This is a genomic window from Tateyamaria sp. (assembly GCF_059783535.1).
In genome coordinates this window covers 1-22,083 of the sequence record NZ_JBYNDP010000027.1, presented here as the reverse complement: position 1 = coordinate 22,083, position 22,083 = coordinate 1, and the positions used below count along the sequence as shown (strand labels likewise).

General features: G+C 57.9%; 25 protein-coding genes. 8 read left to right on the top strand and 17 right to left on the bottom strand.

The window, feature by feature from the left end; all coding sequences use genetic code 11:
• Positions 1 to 64 precede the first annotated feature (64 nt).
• Positions 65 to 676, top strand: coding sequence for a glutathione S-transferase family protein (locus AC6RA8_RS07800; RefSeq protein ID WP_500351770.1), 612 nt, complete (start codon positions 65 to 67; stop codon positions 674 to 676).
• A 77-nt stretch (positions 677 to 753) separates the two neighbouring features.
• Here AC6RA8_RS07800 and AC6RA8_RS07795 read toward each other — a convergent pair whose 3' ends face one another.
• From AC6RA8_RS07795 to AC6RA8_RS07750, 10 genes are all read right to left on the bottom strand, one after another.
• On the bottom strand, positions 754 to 1,458 hold the full coding sequence (locus AC6RA8_RS07795; protein WP_500351789.1) for an ABC transporter ATP-binding protein: 705 nt from the start codon (positions 1,456 to 1,458) through the stop codon (positions 754 to 756).
• On the bottom strand, positions 1,455 to 2,210 hold the full coding sequence (locus AC6RA8_RS07790) for an ABC transporter ATP-binding protein (protein ID WP_500351768.1): 756 nt from the start codon (positions 2,208 to 2,210) through the stop codon (positions 1,455 to 1,457). The genes AC6RA8_RS07795 and AC6RA8_RS07790 overlap by 4 nt, the downstream gene beginning before the upstream one ends.
• Positions 2,207 to 3,505, bottom strand: coding sequence for a branched-chain amino acid ABC transporter permease (locus AC6RA8_RS07785; RefSeq protein ID WP_500351767.1), 1,299 nt, complete (start codon positions 3,503 to 3,505; stop codon positions 2,207 to 2,209). The genes AC6RA8_RS07790 and AC6RA8_RS07785 overlap by 4 nt, the downstream gene beginning before the upstream one ends.
• The gene (locus tag AC6RA8_RS07780; RefSeq protein WP_500351766.1) at positions 3,502 to 4,458 is read right to left on the bottom strand and encodes a branched-chain amino acid ABC transporter permease; all 957 of its coding nucleotides are present in this window, start codon (positions 4,456 to 4,458) and stop codon (positions 3,502 to 3,504) included. The genes AC6RA8_RS07785 and AC6RA8_RS07780 overlap by 4 nt, the downstream gene beginning before the upstream one ends.
• Positions 4,459 to 4,595: 137 nt before the next feature.
• Positions 4,596 to 5,837, bottom strand: a complete 1,242-nt coding sequence (locus AC6RA8_RS07775; protein ID WP_500351764.1) for a branched-chain amino acid ABC transporter substrate-binding protein — start codon at positions 5,835 to 5,837, stop codon at positions 4,596 to 4,598.
• A gap of 183 nt (positions 5,838 to 6,020) precedes the next feature.
• On the bottom strand, positions 6,021 to 7,049 hold the full coding sequence (locus AC6RA8_RS07770; protein WP_500351763.1) for a phosphotransferase family protein: 1,029 nt from the start codon (positions 7,047 to 7,049) through the stop codon (positions 6,021 to 6,023).
• Complete coding sequence (locus AC6RA8_RS07765; RefSeq protein ID WP_500351761.1) at positions 7,049 to 8,059, bottom strand: NAD(P)H-dependent flavin oxidoreductase; 1,011 nt, start codon at positions 8,057 to 8,059, stop codon at positions 7,049 to 7,051. The genes AC6RA8_RS07770 and AC6RA8_RS07765 overlap by 1 nt, the downstream gene beginning before the upstream one ends.
• A gap of 51 nt (positions 8,060 to 8,110) precedes the next feature.
• Positions 8,111 to 9,307: an acetyl-CoA C-acyltransferase gene (locus AC6RA8_RS07760; protein WP_500351759.1), complete on the bottom strand. Its 1,197-nt coding sequence runs from the start codon at positions 9,305 to 9,307 to the stop codon at positions 8,111 to 8,113.
• A 91-nt stretch (positions 9,308 to 9,398) separates the two neighbouring features.
• The gene (locus AC6RA8_RS07755; RefSeq protein WP_500351758.1) at positions 9,399 to 10,283 is read right to left on the bottom strand and encodes an SDR family NAD(P)-dependent oxidoreductase; all 885 of its coding nucleotides are present in this window, start codon (positions 10,281 to 10,283) and stop codon (positions 9,399 to 9,401) included.
• A complete protein-coding gene (locus AC6RA8_RS07750) occupies positions 10,280 to 11,104 on the bottom strand; it encodes an SDR family NAD(P)-dependent oxidoreductase (protein ID WP_500351756.1) in 825 nt (274 codons plus the stop codon). Before AC6RA8_RS07750 ends, AC6RA8_RS07755 begins: the two co-directional genes overlap by 4 nt.
• 138 nt (positions 11,105 to 11,242) lie before the next feature.
• Between AC6RA8_RS07750 and AC6RA8_RS07745 the strand changes: the two genes are divergently transcribed.
• The gene (locus AC6RA8_RS07745) at positions 11,243 to 12,238 is read left to right on the top strand and encodes an NADPH:quinone oxidoreductase family protein (protein WP_500351754.1); all 996 of its coding nucleotides are present in this window, start codon (positions 11,243 to 11,245) and stop codon (positions 12,236 to 12,238) included.
• Here the strand turns inward: AC6RA8_RS07745 and AC6RA8_RS07740 are convergent.
• Positions 12,235 to 12,897, bottom strand: a complete 663-nt coding sequence (locus tag AC6RA8_RS07740; protein WP_500351753.1) for a histidine phosphatase family protein — start codon at positions 12,895 to 12,897, stop codon at positions 12,235 to 12,237. The two genes, AC6RA8_RS07745 and AC6RA8_RS07740, sit on opposite strands and share 4 nt — an antisense overlap.
• A gap of 26 nt (positions 12,898 to 12,923) precedes the next feature.
• Here AC6RA8_RS07740 and AC6RA8_RS07735 point away from each other — a divergent pair, with 26 nt between their 5' ends.
• From AC6RA8_RS07735 to AC6RA8_RS07715, 5 genes are all read left to right on the top strand, one after another.
• Positions 12,924 to 13,925, top strand: a complete 1,002-nt coding sequence (locus tag AC6RA8_RS07735; protein ID WP_500351752.1) for an NADP-dependent oxidoreductase — start codon at positions 12,924 to 12,926, stop codon at positions 13,923 to 13,925.
• Complete coding sequence (locus tag AC6RA8_RS07730) at positions 13,922 to 14,392, top strand: MaoC family dehydratase (RefSeq protein ID WP_500351751.1); 471 nt, start codon at positions 13,922 to 13,924, stop codon at positions 14,390 to 14,392. The genes AC6RA8_RS07735 and AC6RA8_RS07730 overlap by 4 nt, the downstream gene beginning before the upstream one ends.
• Before the next feature lie 62 nt (positions 14,393 to 14,454).
• Positions 14,455 to 14,898 carry a type II 3-dehydroquinate dehydratase gene (aroQ, locus tag AC6RA8_RS07725; protein ID WP_500351749.1) on the top strand — a complete coding sequence of 148 codons (444 nt, stop codon included), beginning with the start codon at positions 14,455 to 14,457 and terminating at the stop codon, positions 14,896 to 14,898.
• Complete coding sequence (locus AC6RA8_RS07720; protein WP_500351747.1) at positions 14,895 to 15,644, top strand: LuxR family transcriptional regulator; 750 nt, start codon at positions 14,895 to 14,897, stop codon at positions 15,642 to 15,644. Before aroQ ends, AC6RA8_RS07720 begins: the two co-directional genes overlap by 4 nt.
• The gene (locus AC6RA8_RS07715; RefSeq protein WP_500351745.1) at positions 15,644 to 16,246 is read left to right on the top strand and encodes a histidine phosphatase family protein; all 603 of its coding nucleotides are present in this window, start codon (positions 15,644 to 15,646) and stop codon (positions 16,244 to 16,246) included. The genes AC6RA8_RS07720 and AC6RA8_RS07715 overlap by 1 nt, the downstream gene beginning before the upstream one ends.
• A gap of 369 nt (positions 16,247 to 16,615) precedes the next feature.
• On the opposite strand, the gene pip is transcribed toward AC6RA8_RS07715, so the two are convergent.
• From pip to AC6RA8_RS07685, 6 genes are all read right to left on the bottom strand, one after another.
• Positions 16,616 to 17,527, bottom strand: a complete 912-nt coding sequence (pip, locus tag AC6RA8_RS07710; protein WP_500351743.1) for a prolyl aminopeptidase — start codon at positions 17,525 to 17,527, stop codon at positions 16,616 to 16,618.
• A gap of 72 nt (positions 17,528 to 17,599) precedes the next feature.
• A complete protein-coding gene (gene tsf, locus AC6RA8_RS07705) occupies positions 17,600 to 18,475 on the bottom strand; it encodes a translation elongation factor Ts (RefSeq protein WP_500351742.1) in 876 nt (291 codons plus the stop codon).
• A 73-nt stretch (positions 18,476 to 18,548) separates the two neighbouring features.
• Complete coding sequence (rpsB, locus tag AC6RA8_RS07700) at positions 18,549 to 19,349, bottom strand: 30S ribosomal protein S2 (RefSeq protein WP_189370755.1); 801 nt, start codon at positions 19,347 to 19,349, stop codon at positions 18,549 to 18,551.
• Positions 19,350 to 19,724: 375 nt separating this feature from the next.
• Positions 19,725 to 20,582 (bottom strand): lyso-ornithine lipid O-acyltransferase, encoded by an 858-nt coding sequence (gene olsA, locus AC6RA8_RS07695; protein WP_500351740.1) that lies wholly within the window; start codon positions 20,580 to 20,582, stop codon positions 19,725 to 19,727.
• A complete protein-coding gene (gene olsB / locus AC6RA8_RS07690; RefSeq protein WP_500351738.1) occupies positions 20,579 to 21,340 on the bottom strand; it encodes an L-ornithine N(alpha)-acyltransferase in 762 nt (253 codons plus the stop codon). Before olsB ends, olsA begins: the two co-directional genes overlap by 4 nt.
• Before the next feature lie 94 nt (positions 21,341 to 21,434).
• Positions 21,435 to 21,617 carry a DUF3553 domain-containing protein gene (locus tag AC6RA8_RS07685; RefSeq protein WP_500351737.1) on the bottom strand — a complete coding sequence of 61 codons (183 nt, stop codon included), beginning with the start codon at positions 21,615 to 21,617 and terminating at the stop codon, positions 21,435 to 21,437.
• Positions 21,618 to 21,655: 38 nt separating this feature from the next.
• Between AC6RA8_RS07685 and AC6RA8_RS07680 the strand changes: the two genes are divergently transcribed.
• Positions 21,656 to 22,083 (top strand): histidine phosphotransferase family protein (locus AC6RA8_RS07680; RefSeq protein ID WP_500351735.1); only part of this gene is annotated, 428 nt, incomplete at its 3' end.

Genomic DNA, 22,083 nt, shown 5'->3' with positions numbered 1-22,083 from the left:
GGGGCCTTGCCGCCTTGCCAAGACAAAAGGCTGGGCGATAGCCTGAACCCAAGGGAGGATCGCAATGCTCAAACTTTACTTTGCACCACGCAGCCGGGCGATACGTGTTGCATGGCTGCTGGAGGAGATGTGCCTCGACTATGAGCTTGTGACCTACGCCCTTGGAGATCCGGCCATGCGCAGCCCCGAATACCGCGCCGACATCCATCCGATGGGCCGTGTGCCGGTGCTGGTTGATGGCGATGTGCAGATCATGGAAAGTGGCGCGATCCTGGAATACCTCCTCACACGCCACGGCGACGGGCGGTTTCGGCCAGCCGAGAGCAGCACGGACTATCCGACCTACTTGCAATGGCTTCACTATTCCGAGGGGATGCTGATGCCGCAGGTGAACGGCTATATGGTCGAGACATTCTTCCTGCCGCCCGAACGACAGTCCGAAGTCCACGCCAAACGTGCAAAAAAGCTGCTTGGACAGATGTTGGTGCCCGTTGACGCTGCTCTTGATGGCAGGGAATATTTGGCCGGTGACTTTTCTGCGGCTGACATCATGACGGGATCTGCTGCGATTACTGCGAAAGGCATTGGCATCGACATGTCTGACATGCCCCGGTTGGCTCAATACGTTGACCGACTTACGACGCGGTCAGCGTACAAGAAAACCGCTGCACTTTAGTCCCAAGGCAGCAATGAAACGTCGGCATCACCCGCCTGCGCCCGATGTTGCCCCGGTGAAGTTTCAATTCAAGAAAGTCAGACTTCCAACCACTCTTTGCGGATGTCATCTCGCGCCTTCAATTCGGCGGGTGTGCCCTCAAATACCACCTGCCCATGCCCCATGACATAGACGCGGTGCGCGATATCCAAAGCAATGGACAGTTTTTGCTCGACGAGCAGCGTTGCAATCCCCCGGGTCGCAATCTCCTGCAGCAACTGCGCAACCCGTTGCACCATTTGCGGCGACAGACCTTCCGTCGGTTCATCAATCATCACAAGGTCCGGATCGCCCATCAATGTCCGACACATGGTCAGCATCTGCTGTTCACCACCGGACAACACGGAGGCCTCCACATCTGCCCGATGCGCGAGGTTTTCAAACATGTCGAACATATCCTGCATCGACCACCGCCCCTGCCCGTCCTTCTGGCCGGGTTTGAGCCCCAAGATCAGGTTCTGGCGCGTTGTCAGTCCGGGAAAGATATCTCGGTTTTCGGGCACATATCCAATCCCGAGATTGGCAACCTCATAGGCTTTCTTGCCGGCAATCTCCTGCCCGCGGAATTTGACAGAGCCATGCGGCTCGACCTCGCCCATCACTGCCTTGCAGGTGGTCGAACGCCCCACCCCGTTCCGGCCCAACAGCGCGACAATCTCACCCTCGGCGATCCGGATGTTGACCCCCTGAAGGATATGGGACTTGCCATAATAGGCGTGCAGGTCAGCAACATCGAGCATCAGTGCGCCTCCAATGCTTCTCCAAGGTACGCTTCCTGCACCTTGGGGTTTGCGCGCACAGACTCCGGCGTGCCAGTCGCGATGATTTCGCCGTAGACCAACACCGATATTTGATCTGCGAGGCCAAAGACCACGCCCATATCGTGCTCGACCATGATCAATGTCTTTCCCGTTGTCACGGTACGGATCAAGTCGACGATATAGTCGGTTTCCGAATGGCTCATCCCGGCAGTGGGTTCGTCCAGCATGATCACATCCGCACCGCCAGCAATGGTAATCCCAATCTCTAGCGCGCGTTGTTCGGCGTAGCTGAGCACCCCTGCGGGCAAATCGCGCCGGGCCGTCAGGTTGATCTGCTCAAGAATGCCGTCCGCACCCTCTGTCAGTGCACGGCTGCGACCAACCATGGACCAGAAGTTATAGCGATAGCCCATGGACCAAAGCAGCGAACACCGCACATTTTCAAACACTGTCATCTTCGGAAAAATGTTGGTGATCTGAAAACTGCGTGACAGTCCCATACGGTTGATTTCGTACGGGGCCTTGCCTGCCAGATCCTGACCATGCAGCCGGATCGCCCCCTCGGTCTGTGGGAAACGGCCGGTGATCAGGTTGAAAAGCGTGGATTTTCCGGCCCCATTCGGACCAATAATCGCGTGCCGCTCACCCTGTCCTATGCTCAAATCGACGCCGCGTATGATCTCGGTCTGGCCAAAGGACTTCTTTAGCCCGTCAAGTTCCAGTGCGGCGCTCATTGCGCGGCTCCGTCTGGCGTGTTTGCTTCGTTCCATGCCGCAGCCATGTTAGGTGCGGTGCGACGCGCAAGGCCGAAGCCTAGTATTGTAACTGCAACGGCGATGATCCACGGTACAACAGCGTGACTGTCGAAGGTGGTCCAATAGATTGTCATTTCGTGATCGCCGGTGCTGGCATGTCTCAGGTGAAACGTCATTTCGATCAACGCGGCCGCGCCCAAACAACCGATTGCCCCGGCACCCAGTGTTTTCAGGTACGGGATGCCGAGCCGTCCCAGCTTGCCCAATCGCATGGCAGGTACATGCATCATGATGAGCCCAGCCAAACCACCGGGAAAGAACATCACCGTCACGACAAAGACGATGCCAAGGTAAAAGCCCCAGAGTTCGGTTTGCAGGCTCAGCACGGTTTGTACGAGCGTAAACACGATGGCCCCAAGGATCGGCCCAAAGAAGAAACCGACACCTCCAAGGAACGTGACCAAGAGGATGATGCCTGACTGAGTTGTGTTCAGGTTTTCCTCGGTCAGAATTTCGTAGTTGATGGCGAACAACGCCCCTGCAATGCCCGCAAAGAAACCAGAGCCAACGAAAGAAAAAAAGCGCACCCAGCGCGCGGAGTAGCCGAGAAACTCGGCGCGTTCCGGATTGTCCCGAACCGCATTTGCCATGCGCCCCAACGGCGTACGGGAATACAAGTACATCAACGCGGCAGAGATCATCAGCCAAACAGCGATCAAGTAGTACACCTCGATCTGTTGCAGGAACTCGACGCCGAAAAACGGCAGGCCGTAGGTGCGATCGCCGGAAATCCCTTCTTCGCCGCCGAAGAAGGCAACAATGATAACCGAACAGGCTGCAATCAATTCGCCGACACCAAGGCTAATCATAGCAAAGACCGTGCCCGCCTTGCGCGTTGAAAAACTACCAACAATGGTGGCCAGCCCCATCCCCATCAGTCCGCCGAAGATGGGGAGCAACGGCAGCGGGATGCCGGCAAAGAAGTCGTCCATGTTCATGATGTGAACACAGGCAAACCCGCCGACACCGGCATAGACCGCGTGACCGAAGGACAGCATCCCGCCCTGCCCCAGCAGCATGTTGTAGGCCAGTGCAAAGATGATCGTAATGGCCATCTGGTTCATGATGGTGATGGCAGAATTTGCCGTGAAAATGAACGGCAGAACCATGAGCAATACAGCGGCGATACCCCATGGCATCAGTGGGATGACCATGGAACCGGCGCGCATGCGCTGTGCCGGTTTTGTCGGGTCTGTGGTGAACTGTTCTGTCATACGCCGCGCTTCCCGAACAGGCCATAAGGACGGAAGATCAGGATCAGCACCATCAGGATGTAGGGCAGGATATCCGCGATCTGGGGACTGGTGATGGACCACAGATCACGCCATGCGCTGTCCCAAATTGGCTCGGGCTTGGTGAAGCCAAGCCAGGTGAGCAGATCCTCCATCCGCAGATTATAGGCTTTGGAAAAGGTCGTGATCCAACCAATGAGCAAGGACGCGACAAGCGCGCCCCAAAGCGAGCCAAGTCCGCCAATGACGATTGTAACAAAAACGATCGAGCCAAGGACAAAGGCCATCCCCGGAAACGTGCCTAACACCGGTCCAGCGATGACCCCGGCAACACCGGCCAAGGCCGTTCCAACGCCAAACACCCCCATAAAGATCAATGGAACATTGTGCCCCAAAGCCTCGACCGTTTTGGGATATGTCAGGGCTGCCTGAATGATCATGCCGACACGCGTGCGGGTCAGAACGTAGAGCAATCCAATGAAGATCGCGATCGAGATAAAGATCATGAATATCTTGTAGGCCGGGATAGAGTTGCCCGCGATGGAGAACGCAGTGAATTGCAAAATGTCGGGCGTCGCATAGGGCATCTGGTTCTTGCCCCAGATGAACTGCACAACCTCTTCAATCAGCAGGGCGAGCCCAAAGGTGAAGATCAACTCGGGCACGTGGCCGTATTGATGCACGCGTCTGAGCCCGTATCGCTCAACACCCGCTCCCAACACACCCACCACAATCGGCGCGATCAGCAAGCCCATCCAAAACCCAAGGTACAGGCTGATCTGGAAGGCAAAATAGGCGCCCAGCATGTAGAAACTGGCATGGGCAAAGTTGAGCACACCCATCATTGAAAAGATAAGCGTCAGACCTGCCGACAGCATGAAAAGCAGCAGGCCGGTCACAAGTCCATCGATCAGATTGACGAGGATAAGGTCCATATCAGGCGTGATCCCAATGCCGCTTGCGCGACGCGATTACTGTTTGAGAATGAGGGTTCCACCCCTCAAACTCCCCGCGGTATTTTGGGTCAGAAGAAGTATGCGGGGCCAGCGAAACGCAACCCCGCCGGAGCAAGTCACGGGCGACGCATCTTGCAGCTTGTCGGGCTGTCGGCCGCGGCCATTTCGACCGTCTTGACCACCTTCACACCGAAGCCCGAATTGTCATGGTCGTACACCACGTCATCGGTATGCTCCATGATATGCACGTTCTGGATCAGTTGGTGATCGCTTTCGCGCATCATCAAATTGCCGCCCCACAGGCTCTCGTGCTCCATACCGGCAAGCGCATAGGCCACCGGCACGACGTCGTCCGCGGTACCAGCCTCATTAATTGCCTTCGCCAGCATCTCGATAACGTTGGTGATGCGAGCCTGGCTCAAATTGCCATCAGGGTACTTGGCTTTGAACGCCTGAATGTACTCGGAAGCGCGGTCGTTTGGCGGCGGGTTCAATTGACCCTCGGCCACAAGCCTTAGGCTTCCGACCCCCGCATCTCCGAAAGCCGCGGTGATCCCGTCGGCGGCAGCGTAGTAGGTATAGATCGGTCCAGTGAACCCGTTCTCCAGCACGGATTTGCCAAGCCCCACCATGTCAGCACCCCAGTTCCCCGTGATGACCGCATCCGCATCGGAGGCGACGATCTTGCGGCTGTAAGGCGTGAAATCCTTGACCTTGCCGATGGGATGCAGCTCGTTCCCAACGATCTCGATCTCCGGGGCCTTTTCACCCAGATACTTTACAGCGGCAGCCGCAACGGCTTTGCCGAAGCTATAGTCCTGACCAATGATATAGACATTTTTGATCGCATCATTGCTAACGATGCTGTCCGTCAGCGCATCCATCTTGATGTCCGCGTTGGCGTCGAAACGGAAATGCCAGAAGTTGCATTTGTCGTTTGTCAGTGCGGGATCGACCGCCGAATAGTTGAGAAACAGAACCCTGTCGTCCGGATTGCGGCGGTTGTGCTTATTGATCGCTTCGGTGAGCGCATTGGCAACGCCTGACGAATTGCCCTGTGCGATATAGCGAATGCCCTGATCAATCGCGACCTGCAACTGGATCAGCGATTCCTTGGGGCTGATCTTGTTGTCAAAGGCCACAATCTCGAACATGTCGCCATCCAAGACTCCGCCTTTTTTGTTCACCAATTCTTCGGCGGCGAACTCATATTGGTGCAGCCCGTTGGTACCTGTCCCGGCGAAGGGGCCGGACAAGGGGTCAATGAAAGCGATTTTGATCGTGTCAGCACCAGCGGCAAACGCGCTGGCGGCCAAAGTGAGGGCAGTGGTCAACCCAAGCATTGTGGTAGTGCGCATGATGTTCCTCCCTAGGACGCGAACCGCCAGGACAGCCTCTTTCGGGCCAGTTTACGAGGCGGGATAGGTCCAGCGTTGCACAGGTACAGGATAAGTCAAGCGTCTAGGTTGAATCCGGGCATGCCTTTGCCATGCCTGATATATTCTTGAAGTATCACTTCAGGAAAGACCTGTAACAGACTGTTATTTATCGTGCTCAAGTGCCTTGAGGCCGTTATCGGCAAACACTGGAACAAACGCCCCGAGCTGCATTGCCCGTTCCGGATTGGATGCATTCCCGTCGAGCGCCCGTTTTAGGACACCTTGGATGATCGCTCCCATGCGAAAAAAGCAAAACGCAACGAAGAAACCGAACCGATCGACATGCTCCAACCCGCGTCTTTGGCAATATGCCGCAACAAATTCTGCATCCGATGGCAGCCCCAAACTGGCGCGGTCCACGCCCATCAATCCTCGGCCTTGCGGTCCGGCTGGAAGTTGCCATTGCATGATGACCGATGCCAGATCCGCGTAGGGGTGCCCGATTGTGCTGAGTTCCCAATCCAGAACGGCGAGACAACGCGTGCCCTCCGCCTCAAAGATCATATTGTCGATGCGGTAGTCTCCATGCACCAGTGTGCGCTGGCCATCATCTTCGGGCATGTCTGCCTCAAGCCGCTCAATCAACCTGTTCATCGATGGGATGTTCTGGGTTTCAGACGCGCGATACTGCTTCGTCCAGCGGGCAACCTGCCGCTCCAGGTAGTGCCCGGGCGGACCATAATCCGACAGCCCAACGGCATCGACATCAACCTCGTGCAAAGCTGCCAAAACGCGGTTCATATCTTCAATGATGGCCGTCCGATCTTCGATGTTCACACCATCCATGGTCGGCTCGTTGAAATTCCGCCCTACGACATGGTCCATGACATAGAAGTCAGACCCGATGACGGCCGGGTCCTGGCACAGAAATTGCATTTTGGCGACCGGTACATCCGAACCGTGAAGTGCCTTTTGCACACGAAACTCTCGATCCACCGCATGGGCCGATTTTAAAAGCTGCCCCGGTGGCTTGCGCCGTAAAACGTAGTTCCCGGCATGTGTCTGCAAAAGGAATGTCGGGTTGGATTGGCCGCCCGCGAACTTTGTCGCCTCGATGGATTTGTCAAACCCTGGCAACTTGTCTTTGAGAAAGGCTGCCACCGCGGCTGTATCGAGTGTTTGGGTGTCCATCACAGTTTTCCTGAAAAATCCCGAGCCAGCCGCGCCCCGGCTTCCGCATATTCTCCGGCGATCCTATCGACGATTGCGGCCGCGGGTCCTATCGAGGTGACAGCCCCCACCCCCTGTCCTGACCCCCAGATTGTCTTCCAGGCCTTGGGCTTAGAAGACCCCGATGAGAAGTTCATCGATGCAGCATCTGCGGTGGGCAGGTTATCAGGATCCATACCAGCCGCTTCGACCGAACCGCGCAGGTAGTTGCCCCACACACCAGTAAACAGTGAGGAATAGACGATGTCCTCGGCACCGCTTTCTACGATCATGTCCTTATATCCCTGAACCGCGTTGGCTTCGTCTGTCGCAACAAAAGGTGAGCCGACATAACCAAAATCGGCACCCAATGCGCGAGCGGCCAACAATGCTTCACCCGTAGCGATGGCGCCAGAAAGAGCTACTGGACCATCAAACCATTCTCGGATTTCGCGGATAAGAGCAAAGGGAGACTGTTGGCCGGCGTGACCACCTGCTCCCGCCGCAACGGCGACCAGACCATCGGCGCCTTTGTCTATCGCTTTTCGGGCAAACGTGTTGTTGATGATGTCATGCAGGACAACGCCGCCGCAGGAATGTGCAGCCTCGTTTACTTCGACGCGTGCGCCCAGCGATGTGATCCAGATTGGGACCTTGTGCCGGACGCAAATCTCCAGGTCGCGCTCCAGCCGCCCGTTCGACCTGTGCACGATCTGATTGACGGCAAAGGGGGCTGCAGGTGTGTCGGGATTGGCCTGGTTGTGACGGTCAAGCTCTTCTGAAATCTGTGTCAGCCACGCGTCCAGAAGCGGCGGTTCACCCTCATCCTCACGTGCATTCAGTGCCGGAAACGATCCAACGATGCCCGCCTTGCATTGGGCAATCACCAATTCGGGCACCGAGATGATGAATAGAGGGGCTGCAATCATTGGAATGCGGAGGCCTTGCAATGCGGTTGGCAACTGATCCTGCCGTGTCACTTGTTTATCCATCGCCCAGCCCGTCGCTTCACCAAAAATCTCGACCGCTCCAAGATAAGATGCTCAAAGCACTTCGAATAGCCCGGCCGCACCCATGCCGCCGCCGACACACATGGTGCACACCACATGTTTCGCGCCGCGCCGCTTGCCTTCGATCAAAGCATGACCGACCATCCGCGCGCCAGACATGCCATAGGGATGCCCAATCGAGATGGCACCACCACTCACGTTCAACAGCTCATCAGGGATACCAAGTGTATCGCGGCAGTACAGCACCTGAACGGCAAAGGCCTCGTTCAGTTCCCAAAGTCCAATGTCGTCCATTGCAAGCCCATGCGCCTCAAGAAGACGGGGAACGGCAAAGACCGGACCAATGCCCATTTCGTCGGGTTCGCAACCTGCGGCCATCACTCCGACGCAGCGGCCAAGAGGGCTCAGGCCCTTTTTCTCCGCCAACGACGCCTCCATCACGACCGCCGCTGATGCACCATCAGACAGCTGCGATGCATTGCCTGCGGTGATGTACTCGCCTTGCTCTACATGAATGCCGTTCGAAAACACCGGTTTGAGACCAGCAATGTTTTCATATGTCGTGCCGGGGCGATTGCCTTCGTCTTTCTCCAAGGTGACTTCATGCTCGGAAATCGCCTTGGTTTCTTTGTCTTGAAACTTCATCACCGTTGACATGGGCACAATCTCGTCCGCAAACTTGCCCGCCTCTTGCGCGGCGGCAGTGCGAGCCTGGGATTGTACCGCGTAACGGTCTTGGGCCGCGCGGCTGATGCCATACCGATCAGCCACTGTTTCTGCCGTCTCCAGCATGGTCATATAGATTTCCGGCTTTTTCTCTTTGAGCCACGGGTCGCCATGCGCACGCATCTCGGGGGTTTGAACCATCGATACGGATTCAACCCCGCCGCCGATGACCACATCCATCCCATCTTGGACCACCTGTTTGGAAGCCGTGGCAATGGCCATCATCCCGGATGCACATTGCCGATCCACACTCATGCCCGCCACAGTCACGGGCAATCCGGCCCGAATAGCCGCCTGCCGCGCGATGTTGCTGGCAGTGTGCCCCTGTTGCAGCGCTGCCCCAAGGATCACGTCCTGCACGTCGCCACCTTCAATGCCAGCCCGTTTGACGGCGTGTTCGATGGCATGGGCCGCCAAAGCCTGTGGCGTCGTCGCATTGAATGCCCCGCGATAGGCTTTGCCGATGGGGGTCCGAGCGGTTGAGACGATGACAGCGTCGCGCATTTATCTGGTCCTTGTTCGGGTTGAGAGGAACGGACCGGGACGCTGCCCCGGACCCCGGATTTTCCTTGGTAAGATGAAGGAACATTGGCCGCTACCAGTCAAGATCGACCCCTTTAGCCTTCGCCGCGCGCAGTGCGTATTTGCGAGTCTGGGCAAAAGCGTTTTCCAGTGGTTCAGCATCCGTGGGATCGGAGATTTTGGACCACGCGGCGGCAACGGCTTCGGGGGTGATCTCGCCCTCGATCAACGCACCTTGGGTTTCTGTAATCCGAGTGACCGCAAATGTGCCGGCACCCGCTGATAGGATTGTGCCACTTGGTGCATCCTGACTGACAAGGTGCAGAACACCAGGAGTGATTGTTTCGGGCTGGAGCAGATCCAGCGCCGCTTGCGGCAGTAACCCTTCGGTCATTGCCGTTGCCGCAGTTGGGGCCAGCGTATTGATCCGGATGTCATCCCGCGCACCCTCAAGATGCAGCACATTCATCAAACCGACCATCGCCGCCTTGGCTGCTCCATAGTTGGATTGACCAAAGTTGCCGTACAACCCCGATCCGGAGGCCGTCAGCACGATGCGGCCATAACCCTGTGCACGCATGATCGGCCACACCGAGTGACAGCACTGCGCCGTTCCCATTAGGTGCACATCGATCACCTTGGCAAAGTCATCCATGTCCATCTTGGCAAAGGTCTTGTCGCGCAAGATACCGGCGTTGTTGATCAGGATGTCGACACGTCCCCAACGCTCCATAACCTGCGCGACCATGCCTCGGACTGAGTCTGCATCCGAGACGTCGGCAGCGATTGCCAAAGCCTGCCCGCCCGCCGTCTCGATGTCCGAAACCACTGAAGTGGCGTCGCCCATATCATTCACAACCACCCGCGCGCCACGCGCAGCCAACCCCACGGCATGAGAACGCCCCAAGCCCGCGCCGGCCCCCGTCACAATGGCAACCTGATCGTCGAAGCGGATCATCCCTCCAGCGCCGCGCGGAACAGGTTTGGGCCAGACATGACCTGAATGCCCCCAGACACCGGTAAGATGGCCCCAGTGAGGTAGGCACCGCCCTGCCCGCACAGGAACTGCATGCAGCCTGCGATATCCTCGTCACGGCCCACGCGACCTAAGGGAACATCGGCGCCAACCTTCTTACGCATACCTTCATCTGCTGTAGCGAAGGCCGTCATCTTGCTGACAAACGGCCCCGGTGCCAGCGCATTCACGGTCACGTGGTGCCCCGCCAGCTCTTTGGCCATGATCTTGGTCATGTGCAGCACGGCCGCCTTGGACGCAGCGTACGAATAGGCCCCGTCGCCCAATGGCGCATCGCCCATGACCGACCCAACGTTGATCACGCGCGCCGGATCATCTGCAGTCGCGGTCTTGATCAGGATCGGCAGCAGGCTCTGCGTGAGGTGAAACAGACCGGCCACGTTGACGTTCATGACCTTTTCCCATGCCTGATGTGGAAACTGCCCCATCGGCGCACCCCAAGTGACGCCGGAATTGTTCATCAGGATATGCAGTTTGTCTGTGCGTTTGGAGACCTCAGCGACTAGGGCTGCGATACCTTCTTCGCTGCCGACATCACCTGCGAACCCCTCGGCGGAACCCTGCGCATCCATGGCGTTCAGCTCGGCAGCGACAGCCTCGCAGGCGTCGCCTTTGCGACTTGCGATCAGAACACGCGCGCCCGCCATCATCAGACCTGTGGCGGCCATCCGCCCAATGCCGGTCGCACCACCGGTGACAAGAGCCACCTTTCCATTCAATGAAAAAAGGGTGTTGGGGTCCATGGCTCTCTCCTCCCGTCTGCAGGCTACCGTTACGTCGCCCTGTCCGCGACTTTACAGCCGCGCCTCCTCAACTGCAGGATGAGACAAAGGCAGGCACATTGCACCCCTGCCGTAACGTCATGGGTGGGAGGACCCTATATGCACGCCATGCTCAGCACCGCACCCGGTGGCCCCGAAACGCTGGAATGGACCGAAGGATCCACGCCGGAACCAAAGAAAGGCGAAGTGCGAATTGCAGTCAAAGCAGCCGGCGTGAACTTTCCAGACACATTGATCATTCGTGATCTCTACCAGGTCAAACCACCACGCCCTTTTGCCCCTGGCGGCGAGGTGTCAGGCGTTGTCGAGGCGCTGGGCGACGGCGTTTCGCATCTGGCAGTCGGCGACCGCGTGCTAGCCATGACCGGTTTTGGTGGCTTCACCACCCATCTTTGTGCCCCTGCAACGTCTTGCGTGAAAATCCCCGACAACATGCCGTTCGATGAGGCGGCCTGCTTCATCTTCACATACGGGACCTCCCACTACGCATTGAAAAGCCGAGGAGAATTGAAGGACGGCGAAACACTTCTCATTCTGGGCGCGGCCGGCGGCGTCGGTGCGGCAGCGATTGAGCTTGGCAAGGCGGCCGGTGCCCGCGTGATCGCCGCGGTGAGTTCTGAGGAAAAAGCGCAGTTTTGCCGCGATCTGGGCGCTGACGATGCAATCATCTACCCACGCGAAATGGACCGTGATGCGCAAAAAGCTCTCTCGGGTGAGATCAAGAAGGTCGCTGGCTCAGAAGGCGTTCACGTGGCCTATGACGCCGTGGGTGGCGACTATGCCGAACCCGTGATCCGGTCGATGGCTTGGAGCGGCCGTTTTCTGGTTGTCGGGTTTCCTGCCGGTATTCCCGCCATCCCACTGAACCTGACGCTTTTGAAATCGTGCCAGATCGTCGGGGTATTCTGGGGTGCCTCAATCTACCGCAATCCCGCAGGGCACATGCAAAATATCGCGGAACTCTTTGAGATGTATGAGAAAGGCCAAGTAAAACCGCACATCTCTGCCAGTTTTCCGATGCAGGACGCGGCCAAGGCGCTGGACTTGATCGCCGACCGCAAGGTCTTGGGCAAGGTTGTGCTCACAAACGACTAAAGGTGGTCCAGGTGCTGCGTTTCATTGAACCCCCGCACGATCATACGCTGACCATCGATGACGAGGCGGCTGATCGATCCGTTGGCTGCGCCGAGAAACGCAAAGGGTTCCGACCCGGTTGCCATGGCAAGGGCGGCACCGATCACACCTCCGTGGACAAAGACCGCGACGCGCTCGTTCCCATGGGCTTGCGCGACGTCCATCAACCCCTGGCGCACCCGGCCAAAAAACACATCGCGACTCTCTGCCCCAGGGATCGGCGACCAGTCCTGCGTATCTCGGACGCGTTGATAGATCGGGTCTCCCTCGGCGGCCTTGATACGATACAGGCCCCCATCCCAGTCACCAAGATTCACCTCATGCAAGTTGGGGTTTTCGATCGGGGTCATACCCAAGTGCTGCGCAAGAGGCGCCGCCGTCTGGTGCGTACGTGTCAACTTCGTCACGTAAAGCGCTGCAAACGCTTCACCTTTGAGGCGTTCTCCAACGGCCAATGCCTGCCGTTCACCCTGCGGATGCAACGGTGGATCGCCGCTGCCATCCTTCATTGGAAAACTCACACCCGGTCGCGCGGGTGCACTTTCGCCATGCCGTATCAGAAACAGGTCTGCTGCCCCGGCGGGCGGCGCGTAAACGGGTTGTCGGTACTCTCTCGTCATGCCCCCTCATACACAGGAGCCATACTATGACCAACCGTCAGATTGTCGTTGCCAGCCTGCCTCAGGGTGCGCTTGGCCCCGAACAATTCGAACTGCAGGATGTGGCCATGCCCACCCCACAGGACGGCGAGGTACTCTTGCGCACCATCCTGATGAGCATCGACGCTGCCAACCGGTCGTGGATGCAGGGTGCAACCTACCGCGACGCAGTGAATGCGGGTGACCCGATGCCCACCTACGCAATCTGCGAAGTGGTAGAGAGCAAGTCGCCCCGCCTCGCACCTGGTGACATCGTCGCGGCAGAGAGTGTTTGGGCCGACCATGTCACGCGCCCGGCCCACAAGTTGCAGAAGCTGCCCAAGGTCCAACCGCTCAGCCATCTGCTGAGTGTATACGGTATTGCAGGCAAAACAGCCTTCCATGGGCTGATGCAGATCGGTCAACCGTTGGCTGGCGAAACCATCGTGGTGAGCGCCGCCGCGGGATCCGTCGGTGGCTATGTTGGTCAGATTGGTAAAGCCCTTGGGTGCCGCGTGGTTGGGATTGCCGGAGGACCAGAGAAATGTGCATTTGTCACTGACAATCTGGGGTTCGACGCCTGCATCGACTACCACGCGGGCGGTGTGTTCAAAGCCCTCAAGGCAGCCTGTCCGAATGGCATCGACGTCTATTTCGACAATGTGGGTGGAGACATTCTTGAAGCCACTTTGGCCCTCATGAACGAACGTGGTCGCGTCGTGTGCTGTGGCGCAATCAGCCAGTATGACACGACCAACCCTACCGGCCCCCGCAACCTGCCCGGCGTTGTTGTCGTCAAACGCCTGCTTATGGAAGGGTTCATCGTCATGGACTTTGCGCGCGACGACGCCAAGGCAACGCGCGCGTTGCAAGCCTGGGTCCAGCAAGGAAAGATCAAGGTCACCGAAGATATCGTCGAAGGGCTGGAAAACGCGCCAAAGGCCCTGATCGGACTGTTAAACGGCGACAACACCGGCAAACGCATGGTGCGTGTGGGCGCCGATCCATGAGCATCGACGCTGCGCTGGAAACACTATCGCAACAGGTCGGGACCGAAGTTGGCGTATCCAACTGGATCACCGTCGATCAGGCAATGATCGACCAGTTTGCGGCAACCACCCATGATGATCAGTGGATTCATGTCGATCCGGCGCGGGCCAAAGATACACCCTTTGGCAGCACAATTGCGCACGGTTTCCTGACACTCAGCCTGGCATCGCGTTTCGCATATGACTGCTTTCCCCTCATGCCTGGGCAAGTCATGGGAATAAACTACGGCTTCAATCGTCTACGTTTCCTGGCTGTGGTGCGGCCCGGCAACCGGCTGCGAGGACGTTTCACACTCAACGACGTTCAAAAGCGGAACGAAAGTGAGTTGTTGCGGACCATGGCGTTGACGATCGACATTGAGGGATCGGAAACGCCAGCACTTGTTGCAGAATGGCTTGGATTGGCGGTCTTTGACCCATCCGTATAACCCCGCACTGGACAGATGTGGGGCAGAATGGATAACACCAGCATAAATCTAAGGTTTTTCCCATGACTTCTGTTCTTGTCCTCAACGGCCCCAATCTGAATCTGCTCGGCACCCGACAGCCCGAGATTTACGGCGCAACGACGTTGCCTGAGGTCGAGCAGCTATGTCGCGAGCACGGGACGAAGAACGGATATGACGTCACATGCGGGCAGTCCAATCACGAGGGCGGGCTGGTTGACGCGATTCATGCGGCGAAGGGCACACATGACGGGATCGTTCTGAATGCGGGCGCTTACACGCACACATCGATCGCCTTGCATGATGCGATCCTTGGAACCGAACTGCCGGTCGTGGAACTGCACCTCAGCAATATCCACGCACGGGAGGCATTCCGGCACCACAGCTATATTGCGCCGGTCGCCGTTGGCATGATTTGCGGCTTTGGCGTTGCAGGCTATACTCTGGCTCTGGACGCGTTGATAGGACACCTTGGGGGGCGGACTTGAAAAGCTATCTGCACAGGCTGTCGAACTGCCAAACCATAGAGGAACTATGGGAAGCCCATTCGCGCAAGATGGCCGAATACGGGTTTGACAGGTTGATCTATGGCTTCACCCGCTACCGTTCGGGCAACTCGCTGGGGGACCCAGAGGATTTCATCATCCTTACAAATCACGACCGCGCCTATACGGACACCTTCCTGGGCGAACAACACTATGTGCACGCCCCGATGGTCAACTGGGCCTTGAACAACGAAGGGGCGTGCAGCTGGGGCATCCTGGCGCAAATGCAGTCCTCTGAAACACTTAGCCCGTCTGAGCAGCGCGTCCTGGAGTTCAATTATTCCATGGGTGTAACCGTGGGATACACGATCAGCTTCAAGTCGGTCTCTGCCCGCTCTAAGGGCGCAATTGCCCTGACGGCACGCGCGGGCATGACGCAGGAAGAGATCGACGCGGTGTGGGCGGAACATGGGCGCGACATCCACCTCATGAACAATGTGGCACACCTTAAAATTCTCACCCTGCCCTATACGGCTCCAAATCGGTCGCTGACCAAACGCCAGCGTGAAGCTCTGGAATGGGTTGGCGATGGCAAGACCATGCAGGATATTGCAGTTTTGATGGGGCTAACGTCGGCGACAGTTGAAAAGCATCTTCGCCTCGCGCGGGAAGCACTGGCAGTGGAAACCACAGCCCAAGCTGTCCTGAAGGCGGCCTTTGCAAATCAGATGTTTATCCTCGAAGCATAATGGCCCGTGCTGCACGACTGATGTATCTGAGCCATCCACAGGTTCTGATAAATCCAGATGTACCAATCACCGAATGGTCATTGAATGACGTGGGCAAAGCGCGAATAGACGCCCTTGCCGCAATTGCCCGCGACCGGCTGAATGGGACCCGTTCGGTTTATTCGAGCCCTGAGCGCAAAGCACGTGATGCAGCTGACCCACTTGCCTCTGCCTTGGGCTTGGACGTCATCATCGCCAAAGACAGCTACGAAAATGACCGCTCCGCAACGGGTTACCTGCCTCCGGTCGAGTTCGAAGCCACCGCCGACGCATTCTTTGCCAACCCCACGCAATCAATCCGGGGGTGGGAGCGTGCACAAGATGCACAGAAGCGCATTCTGACAAGCATTCAAAACATGACAGAAACCGCGCCACCAGGTGATATCCTGGTCGTCGGGCACGGTGCGGTCGGCTCGCTTTTGTATTGCGCTTGCGCCAACACACCCATCAGCCGTGACCATGATCAAGGGCCTGGCGGCGGTGGCAACGTACTGGTTTTTGAACGAACGAATCTGCAAGTTCTGTCGCACTGGGCGCCTCTGGAACAGACCTTTGAAATCTGATCGAAGGCGCTCTTTCGACCATTTTCTGTGTATGATCGCCTAAAAAAGACACAAAATTACAACCTCAAGACGAGTTATTGAAATTTTTGACCATTGGGTAAGGAATCCCCCACTTTGCTAACAGGCGGTAAATTTGGCATTGTAGGGATGTTCCGTGAGTGGTGGCTTTAGCCAGGGAACAGCGAAACGGACCTCTCGCGATTACGAGGGCAATGCGTTTCGACCGGTTCTTCCGGACCCGGCTCGCCTGTGTATTTTTCAGCAGGTGGGTCGGACTTTGTAGCGTCCACGTGTCTCATCCCCGTGGCCAAGGACGCCGACAAACGGGCGGGATTGCGACCCCAAACGCGGTCTCGCCCACCCACATCTTCAAATAGCCAATGAATCCGTCGCTGAACGAATGGCAACGGTCATCTCTTTGTCCAATGCGGAATGGGTGGTGCCGGTCAGCACCCGCAGGGTCGCTGCCGGCCAAGCTTGGTCCAATTCCCACGGTGCACGCAACGGACAGGACGGATCGAAGCGGCTGTGGATCATAGCGCACGGTATATGCGAGATGGATCGGAGATTCCGCAACAATTGGTCGTCCTCCATCCAAGCACCATGGGCAAAATAGTGCGTAACGATCCGCGCAAACCCCAGCCGGAAGGACGGGTTGGAATAGCGGGATCCCGGTGCATGAATATCGCCGCCAAAAATCCCGGTCTCCCACTGGCACCACGCATCCGCCGCCCTTTGCGCACGGACCGGATCACGCAACAGATCAGCGTAGGCACGAATACGCTCCATGGTCGCACCGGGGTCCCTGCTCACGTGAGGCACAGCTGCACAAAACGCCTCGTAGGCTTCGGGAAACATGTTCCCCACATCCCCATACAACCAACGCAAGTCTCGCTCAGCCGTTGTTGCCACGCCCGCCAACACCATCGCGCGCACGCGCGTAGGATGGGCTTGGGCATAGGCCAAAGCCAATGTCGACCCCCAGGAACCACCGAACAGCACCCAAGCCTCCACGCCCAGATGGACACGCAGTGTTTCGATGTCGGCAATCAGATGCTGCGTCGTGTTCGCCTCCAAAGCCTCCAGCGTTTCTGAGGCCAAAGGCACGGAACGACCACAGCCGCGCTGATCCAGCAAGGTCACCCGGTATCGCGACAGATCGAACAGATCATAGTGACCCGGCTTGCAACCAGACCCGGGCCCGCCATGCAGAACGAGGGCATCTACACCTTTCCCAGCCTGTTCGAACCACAGGCGGTGACCATCCCCCACATCCAGCATGAACCGATCCCTCCAAAGCAAAACGGCGTGCCACAATGGGCACGCCGTTTCATGTTCTATGCAAGGGAAAGATCAGCCCTGAGCGGCTTTCGCAACCTCGGCTGCAAAGTCTTCCTTCTCAACCTCAATGCCTTCGCCCACTTCCAGACGGGCAAAGCCGGTGATGGTGGCGCCGGCTTCCTTGGCCGCCGCTTCGACCGTCAGATCGGGGTTAACGACAAATGACTGGTTCAACAGAGTCGATTCGGCCACGAATTTCTTCATCCGACCGACGATCATCTTCTCGATGACCTGCTCAGGCTTGCCGCTTTCACGGGCAATATCCATCTGAACCTGCTTTTCCTTCTCAACCACGGCAGCATCCATGTCGGCCTCGGACAACGCAGCGGGGTTCACAGCCGCGATGTGCATCGCAACCTGCTTGCCGAATGCCTCGTCGCCGCCGTCCATAGCAACCAGAACACCGATCTTGCCCATGCCGGCGGTTGCCGCATTGTGGACGTAGGACACAACCGTGCCGCCCGAAATCTTGGCCATGCGGCGCACGGACATGTTCTCACCAATGGTTGCGATCTTGTCGGTCACGACGTCGGCCACTGACTTGCCGCCCATATCGGCAGCAGCAAGTGCTTCAACATCGTCCACGCCCAAAGCGGCCTTGGCGATGCCGGACACCATTTCCTGGAACTCAGCGTTCTTTCCGACAAAGTCGGTTTCCGAGTTCACTTCGACCGCGACACCTGTGCCGCCATCGACAACAACAGCCACCAGACCTTCGGCGGCCGTACGGCCGGATTTCTTGGCGGCTTTTGCCAGACCCTTGGTGCGCAGCCAGTCAACAGCGGCTTCCATGTCGCCACCGGTCTCGGTCAGTGCTTTTTTCGCGTCCATCATGCCTGCGCCGGTGCTGTCGCGCAGTTCTTTCACCAATGCTGCTGTGATTGCCATCTCTTGGCTCTCCTCAAATAGGTGTGGGGTGCGGCAGGGCTTAGCCCGCCGCACATGTCAGTTCTGTGACGCTTCAGCTTTCCGCAGGCGCTTCGGCAGCAGCTTCTTCTGCAGGTGCCTCTTCGGCCACAGCTTCTTCAACCGGCGCTTCTTCCATCGCGCCAAGGTCAACACCAGCCGCACCCAATTGGGCGCTCATGCCGTCGAGGGCCGCGCGAGATGCCAGATCACAGTACAGCGCAATCGCGCGGGCCGCGTCATCGTTGCCGGGAATGATGTAATCAACACCGTCGGGCGAGCAGTTGGTGTCGACCACAGCCACAACCGGGATACCCAGCTTGTTGGCCTCTGCTACGGCCAGCGCTTCTTTCTTGACGTCGATGACGAACAGCAAGTCGGGACGACCGCCCATTTCGCGGATACCGCCAAGCGAGGCTTGCAACTTGCCCTGGTCACGTTCCATGCCCAGACGCTCTTTCTTCGTCAGGCCTTCGAACCCGTTCTCGGCCTGCTCATCAATCGCCTTCAGACGGTTGATGGATTGCGACACGGTCTGCCAGTTGGTCAGCGTTCCGCCCAACCAACGGTGGTTCATGTAGTACTGCGCGCATTTTTCAGCGGCTTCAGCGATGGGGCCAGCAGCCTGACGCTTGGTGCCGACGAACAGAACGCGGCCGCCTTTTGCAACGGTGTCACGCACCGCTTGCAGCGCCTGGTCCAGCATCGGAACCGTCTGTGTCAGGTCCATGATGTGAATACCGTTGCGCGCGCCATAGATGAAGGGCGACATGCGCGGGTTCCAGCGCTGTGTCTGGTGACCAAAGTGTACGCCTGCTTCGAGCAGCTGGCGCATGGAGAACTCGGGAAGAGCCATGTGCTTTATCCTTTTCCGGTTTTCGCCTTGCCCGGGGTATCAGCGCGGATGCGCCAACCGGTGGACATTTGGGGATGTCTCCCCCATCTGCCCGCCCCGAACTGCGGAGTTAATGCGCGCCGATTATGCCAAGCGCTCTGAAATGGCAAGCCCCATTCGCCACCATCCACGCCCAGTTGCACAATTGCGAGCACAACAGTCACAGGCGGCTGGATAAGCGTCGCGCGCAAGCGCGTCCTTTGGATCAAACAAACACAAAATCTGCTCGGCAACAGCCGCTTTGCCATAATGCGCTGCATCCATGGTGTACGGGGAGTGTACGAGGAGTTACAGGCTGGCAGCGTTCGGCCATCCAGCCTTCTGCGCGACAAAAGGTTAAACTTCGGCCCCGTCGTTTACCTCCGGTTCATCTCCTGCGAGCGCATGGCTGGCCCGCACCACCACCTCTGCCGCTGCCGCCAAAGCCTTGCGATCCGCGAAGTCGGACACACGCAACGGCGCATGATAGATCACTTCCACCCGCCCATGTCTTGGCAATGCCAGCGTTGCCAACAGGTGTGTGCCAAATTCCATGTCACCCCACCAGCCATAGGTCCGGGCATCAAGGCCCTTCGGCGCATGGTACGCCACGGTGACCGGTTGCACGGACAGATGTGGGCGCAGGTCCTCAGCAAAAAATGACGCGAACAGGGTCGTCTTGAACGGCAAGACGCGCAAGCCGTCTGTACTGGTGCCCTCGGGAAAGAAAAGAAGTCGTTGACCGGCCAGCAACCGCTCTTGGAACAACTCCGTCTGCTCCTTGGCCGCGCGTGGATCACGGGCGATGAACAACGTCCCCGTCGCGCGTGCCAGTGTTCCGATACCGGGCCAGCCGGCCACCTCGGATTTCGACACGAAATAGATACGATCGGCCGCATTCAGAACAAAGATGTCCAACCAGGAAGAGTGGTTGGCCACGATAGCGCCCCGTCCCTTTATCGGCTTGCCAGTGCGGATGTATGACAGCCCAAGCCAGAACAGGGACAAGCGGCACACCACCTGCGTGATCCACGGCGTCCATGGGCGCGCCAATCCAAAGAACGGTCTTTCAATCAGGCGCAAAGGCAGGAGCAACGCCAATCCGATGACAATGACCAAGATGATGCCCATGCCCCGCCAAAGGACGCGCAGCACCGAAGCTGGCCCGCGCACCACATGGTCAGGCGGCGGCGCGCCGTCCCATGTCATGTTCATGAAACTGCTCCATAAATCCGCTTCTGGCGGTCCGACATGGCTGCCGTATCCATGATCAGGCACACATCTGTCGTGTTGAAGGCATGATCGACATAAGCCCCCTCACCCACCACACCGCCAAGGCGCAGATAGGCTTTGATCAAGGCGGGCATATCCACCATCGCCGCGCGTCGGTCGATCTGATCTTCGGGCATCAGGTTCATTGAGGCGGCATGTGGTGCGCGGGCCGTCACGCGCAACGGTTCAGGTGCAAGGTGCCGATGATGCAGCAGTGACAGCGGTTGCGCCAAGGCGTCCGGGTCCGTGCCGTGAAATGACGCAACACCAAACATGATTTCAATCTCATGCTGCGCCACATAGGCGGCAAGTCCATTCCAAAGATGGTACAGCGCGGGTCCACCGCGATAGTCTTTGTGCACGCAAGATCGACCCAGCTCGAGCAGCCTTCGCCCCGTCCCGCGCAGGGGCATCAGATCATACTCATCTTCAGAGTAGAATTGCCCCGCTGCCCTAGCCTGTTCAGCGCGCAGCATCCGGTAAACGGCCACAACCTGCCCCACTGCATCATCGTGCAGAACAAGATGATCAAAAAAAGGATCGAAGCGGTCACGTTCAAGCCCGGCATCATGATCGACCATCGCGCCACCACCGCCCAGTTCACGCACGAAAACATCGTAACGTAAGGCCTGCGCCGCCCGCAGGTCTGTCGGGTCGTCCACAAGGCTCACACGAAATTCTGGGTCTTTGGTCAGGCTCATCGCGGGCGGTGTATCGGTATATCTTACAAATGGGTAGAGATTGGCGGCGCATGCGACCAGAGGTTGCAATGCGTTAAGGTTTTAGAAAGGATGTTCAAGCATCAAAGACCGGGATCAATGCAACCCGCGTCCCATCAATCACCACCTTGCCCTCATTGGGGAAATTCACGGTGATTTTGGCTGCGATATTGCTTTGAACCTGCCCAATCCCCCACTCATCATATTGGGGGTGACGTACCAACATGCCGGGAGCCAGAATGGCATTCAGATCTTCCATGTGCAGGCCTTTACCACTTCACTATCTGGGGGCCATTGATGGGCCAAAGTAACATCAATCTGGCTGCATTGATCGGCAGCCGCATCTGTCATGACCTCATATCGCCAATCGGGGCCATCAACAACGGCCTGGAACTGCTTGGTATGTCCGATGGGCAAACCGGGCCAGAACTTGATCTGATCTCGGAAAGCGTGGGCAATGCAAGCGCGCGCATACGGTTCTTTCGCATCGCATACGGTGCCGCAAGTGCGCAGCCGCTTGGCCGGGCCGAGGTTGTGTCGATCCTGTCGGACAGTATGGATGGTGGACGGCTGCAAGCGGTCTATGGGCCGCTTGACCCACAACCGCGCTGGGCCGTGCGAATGGCCTTTCTAGCGGTACAATGCCTTGAAACAGCCCTACCCTATGGCGGGCGGATTGAAATTGCCTGCACCGATGGCGCTTGGGTCATTACGGGGCATTCCGC

Excerpts from the sequence above, each read along its gene's own strand:
- rpsB (WP_189370755.1), bottom strand. The coding sequence starts at position 19,349 with ATGGCTCTTCCCGAGTTCTCCATGCGCCAGCTGCTCGAAGCAGGCGTA.
- AC6RA8_RS07685 (WP_500351737.1), bottom strand. The coding sequence starts at position 21,617 with ATGGAAGATCTGAATGCCATTCTGGCTCCCGGCATGTTGGTACGTCAC.
- AC6RA8_RS07745 (WP_500351754.1), top strand. The coding sequence starts at position 11,243 with ATGCACGCCATGCTCAGCACCGCACCCGGTGGCCCCGAAACGCTGGAA.
- tsf (WP_500351742.1), bottom strand. The coding sequence starts at position 18,475 with ATGGCAATCACAGCAGCATTGGTGAAAGAACTGCGCGACAGCACCGGC.
- AC6RA8_RS07765 (WP_500351761.1), bottom strand. The coding sequence starts at position 8,059 with ATGGATAAACAAGTGACACGGCAGGATCAGTTGCCAACCGCATTGCAA.
- AC6RA8_RS07800 (WP_500351770.1), top strand. The coding sequence starts at position 65 with ATGCTCAAACTTTACTTTGCACCACGCAGCCGGGCGATACGTGTTGCA.
- AC6RA8_RS07775 (WP_500351764.1), bottom strand. The coding sequence starts at position 5,837 with ATGCGCACTACCACAATGCTTGGGTTGACCACTGCCCTCACTTTGGCC.
- olsA (WP_500351740.1), bottom strand. The coding sequence starts at position 20,582 with ATGAACATGACATGGGACGGCGCGCCGCCGCCTGACCATGTGGTGCGC.
- AC6RA8_RS07735 (WP_500351752.1), top strand. The coding sequence starts at position 12,924 with ATGACCAACCGTCAGATTGTCGTTGCCAGCCTGCCTCAGGGTGCGCTT.
- AC6RA8_RS07750 (WP_500351756.1), bottom strand. The coding sequence starts at position 11,104 with ATGGACCCCAACACCCTTTTTTCATTGAATGGAAAGGTGGCTCTTGTC.
- aroQ (WP_500351749.1), top strand. The coding sequence starts at position 14,455 with ATGACTTCTGTTCTTGTCCTCAACGGCCCCAATCTGAATCTGCTCGGC.
- AC6RA8_RS07755 (WP_500351758.1), bottom strand. The coding sequence starts at position 10,283 with ATGATCCGCTTCGACGATCAGGTTGCCATTGTGACGGGGGCCGGCGCG.
- AC6RA8_RS07780 (WP_500351766.1), bottom strand. The coding sequence starts at position 4,458 with ATGGACCTTATCCTCGTCAATCTGATCGATGGACTTGTGACCGGCCTG.
- AC6RA8_RS07785 (WP_500351767.1), bottom strand. The coding sequence starts at position 3,505 with ATGACAGAACAGTTCACCACAGACCCGACAAAACCGGCACAGCGCATG.
- AC6RA8_RS07790 (WP_500351768.1), bottom strand. The coding sequence starts at position 2,210 with ATGAGCGCCGCACTGGAACTTGACGGGCTAAAGAAGTCCTTTGGCCAG.
- AC6RA8_RS07740 (WP_500351753.1), bottom strand. The coding sequence starts at position 12,897 with ATGACGAGAGAGTACCGACAACCCGTTTACGCGCCGCCCGCCGGGGCA.
- olsB (WP_500351738.1), bottom strand. The coding sequence starts at position 21,340 with ATGAGCCTGACCAAAGACCCAGAATTTCGTGTGAGCCTTGTGGACGAC.
- AC6RA8_RS07730 (WP_500351751.1), top strand. The coding sequence starts at position 13,922 with ATGAGCATCGACGCTGCGCTGGAAACACTATCGCAACAGGTCGGGACC.
- pip (WP_500351743.1), bottom strand. The coding sequence starts at position 17,527 with ATGCTGGATGTGGGGGATGGTCACCGCCTGTGGTTCGAACAGGCTGGG.
- AC6RA8_RS07770 (WP_500351763.1), bottom strand. The coding sequence starts at position 7,049 with ATGGACACCCAAACACTCGATACAGCCGCGGTGGCAGCCTTTCTCAAA.
- AC6RA8_RS07760 (WP_500351759.1), bottom strand. The coding sequence starts at position 9,307 with ATGCGCGACGCTGTCATCGTCTCAACCGCTCGGACCCCCATCGGCAAA.
- AC6RA8_RS07715 (WP_500351745.1), top strand. The coding sequence starts at position 15,644 with ATGGCCCGTGCTGCACGACTGATGTATCTGAGCCATCCACAGGTTCTG.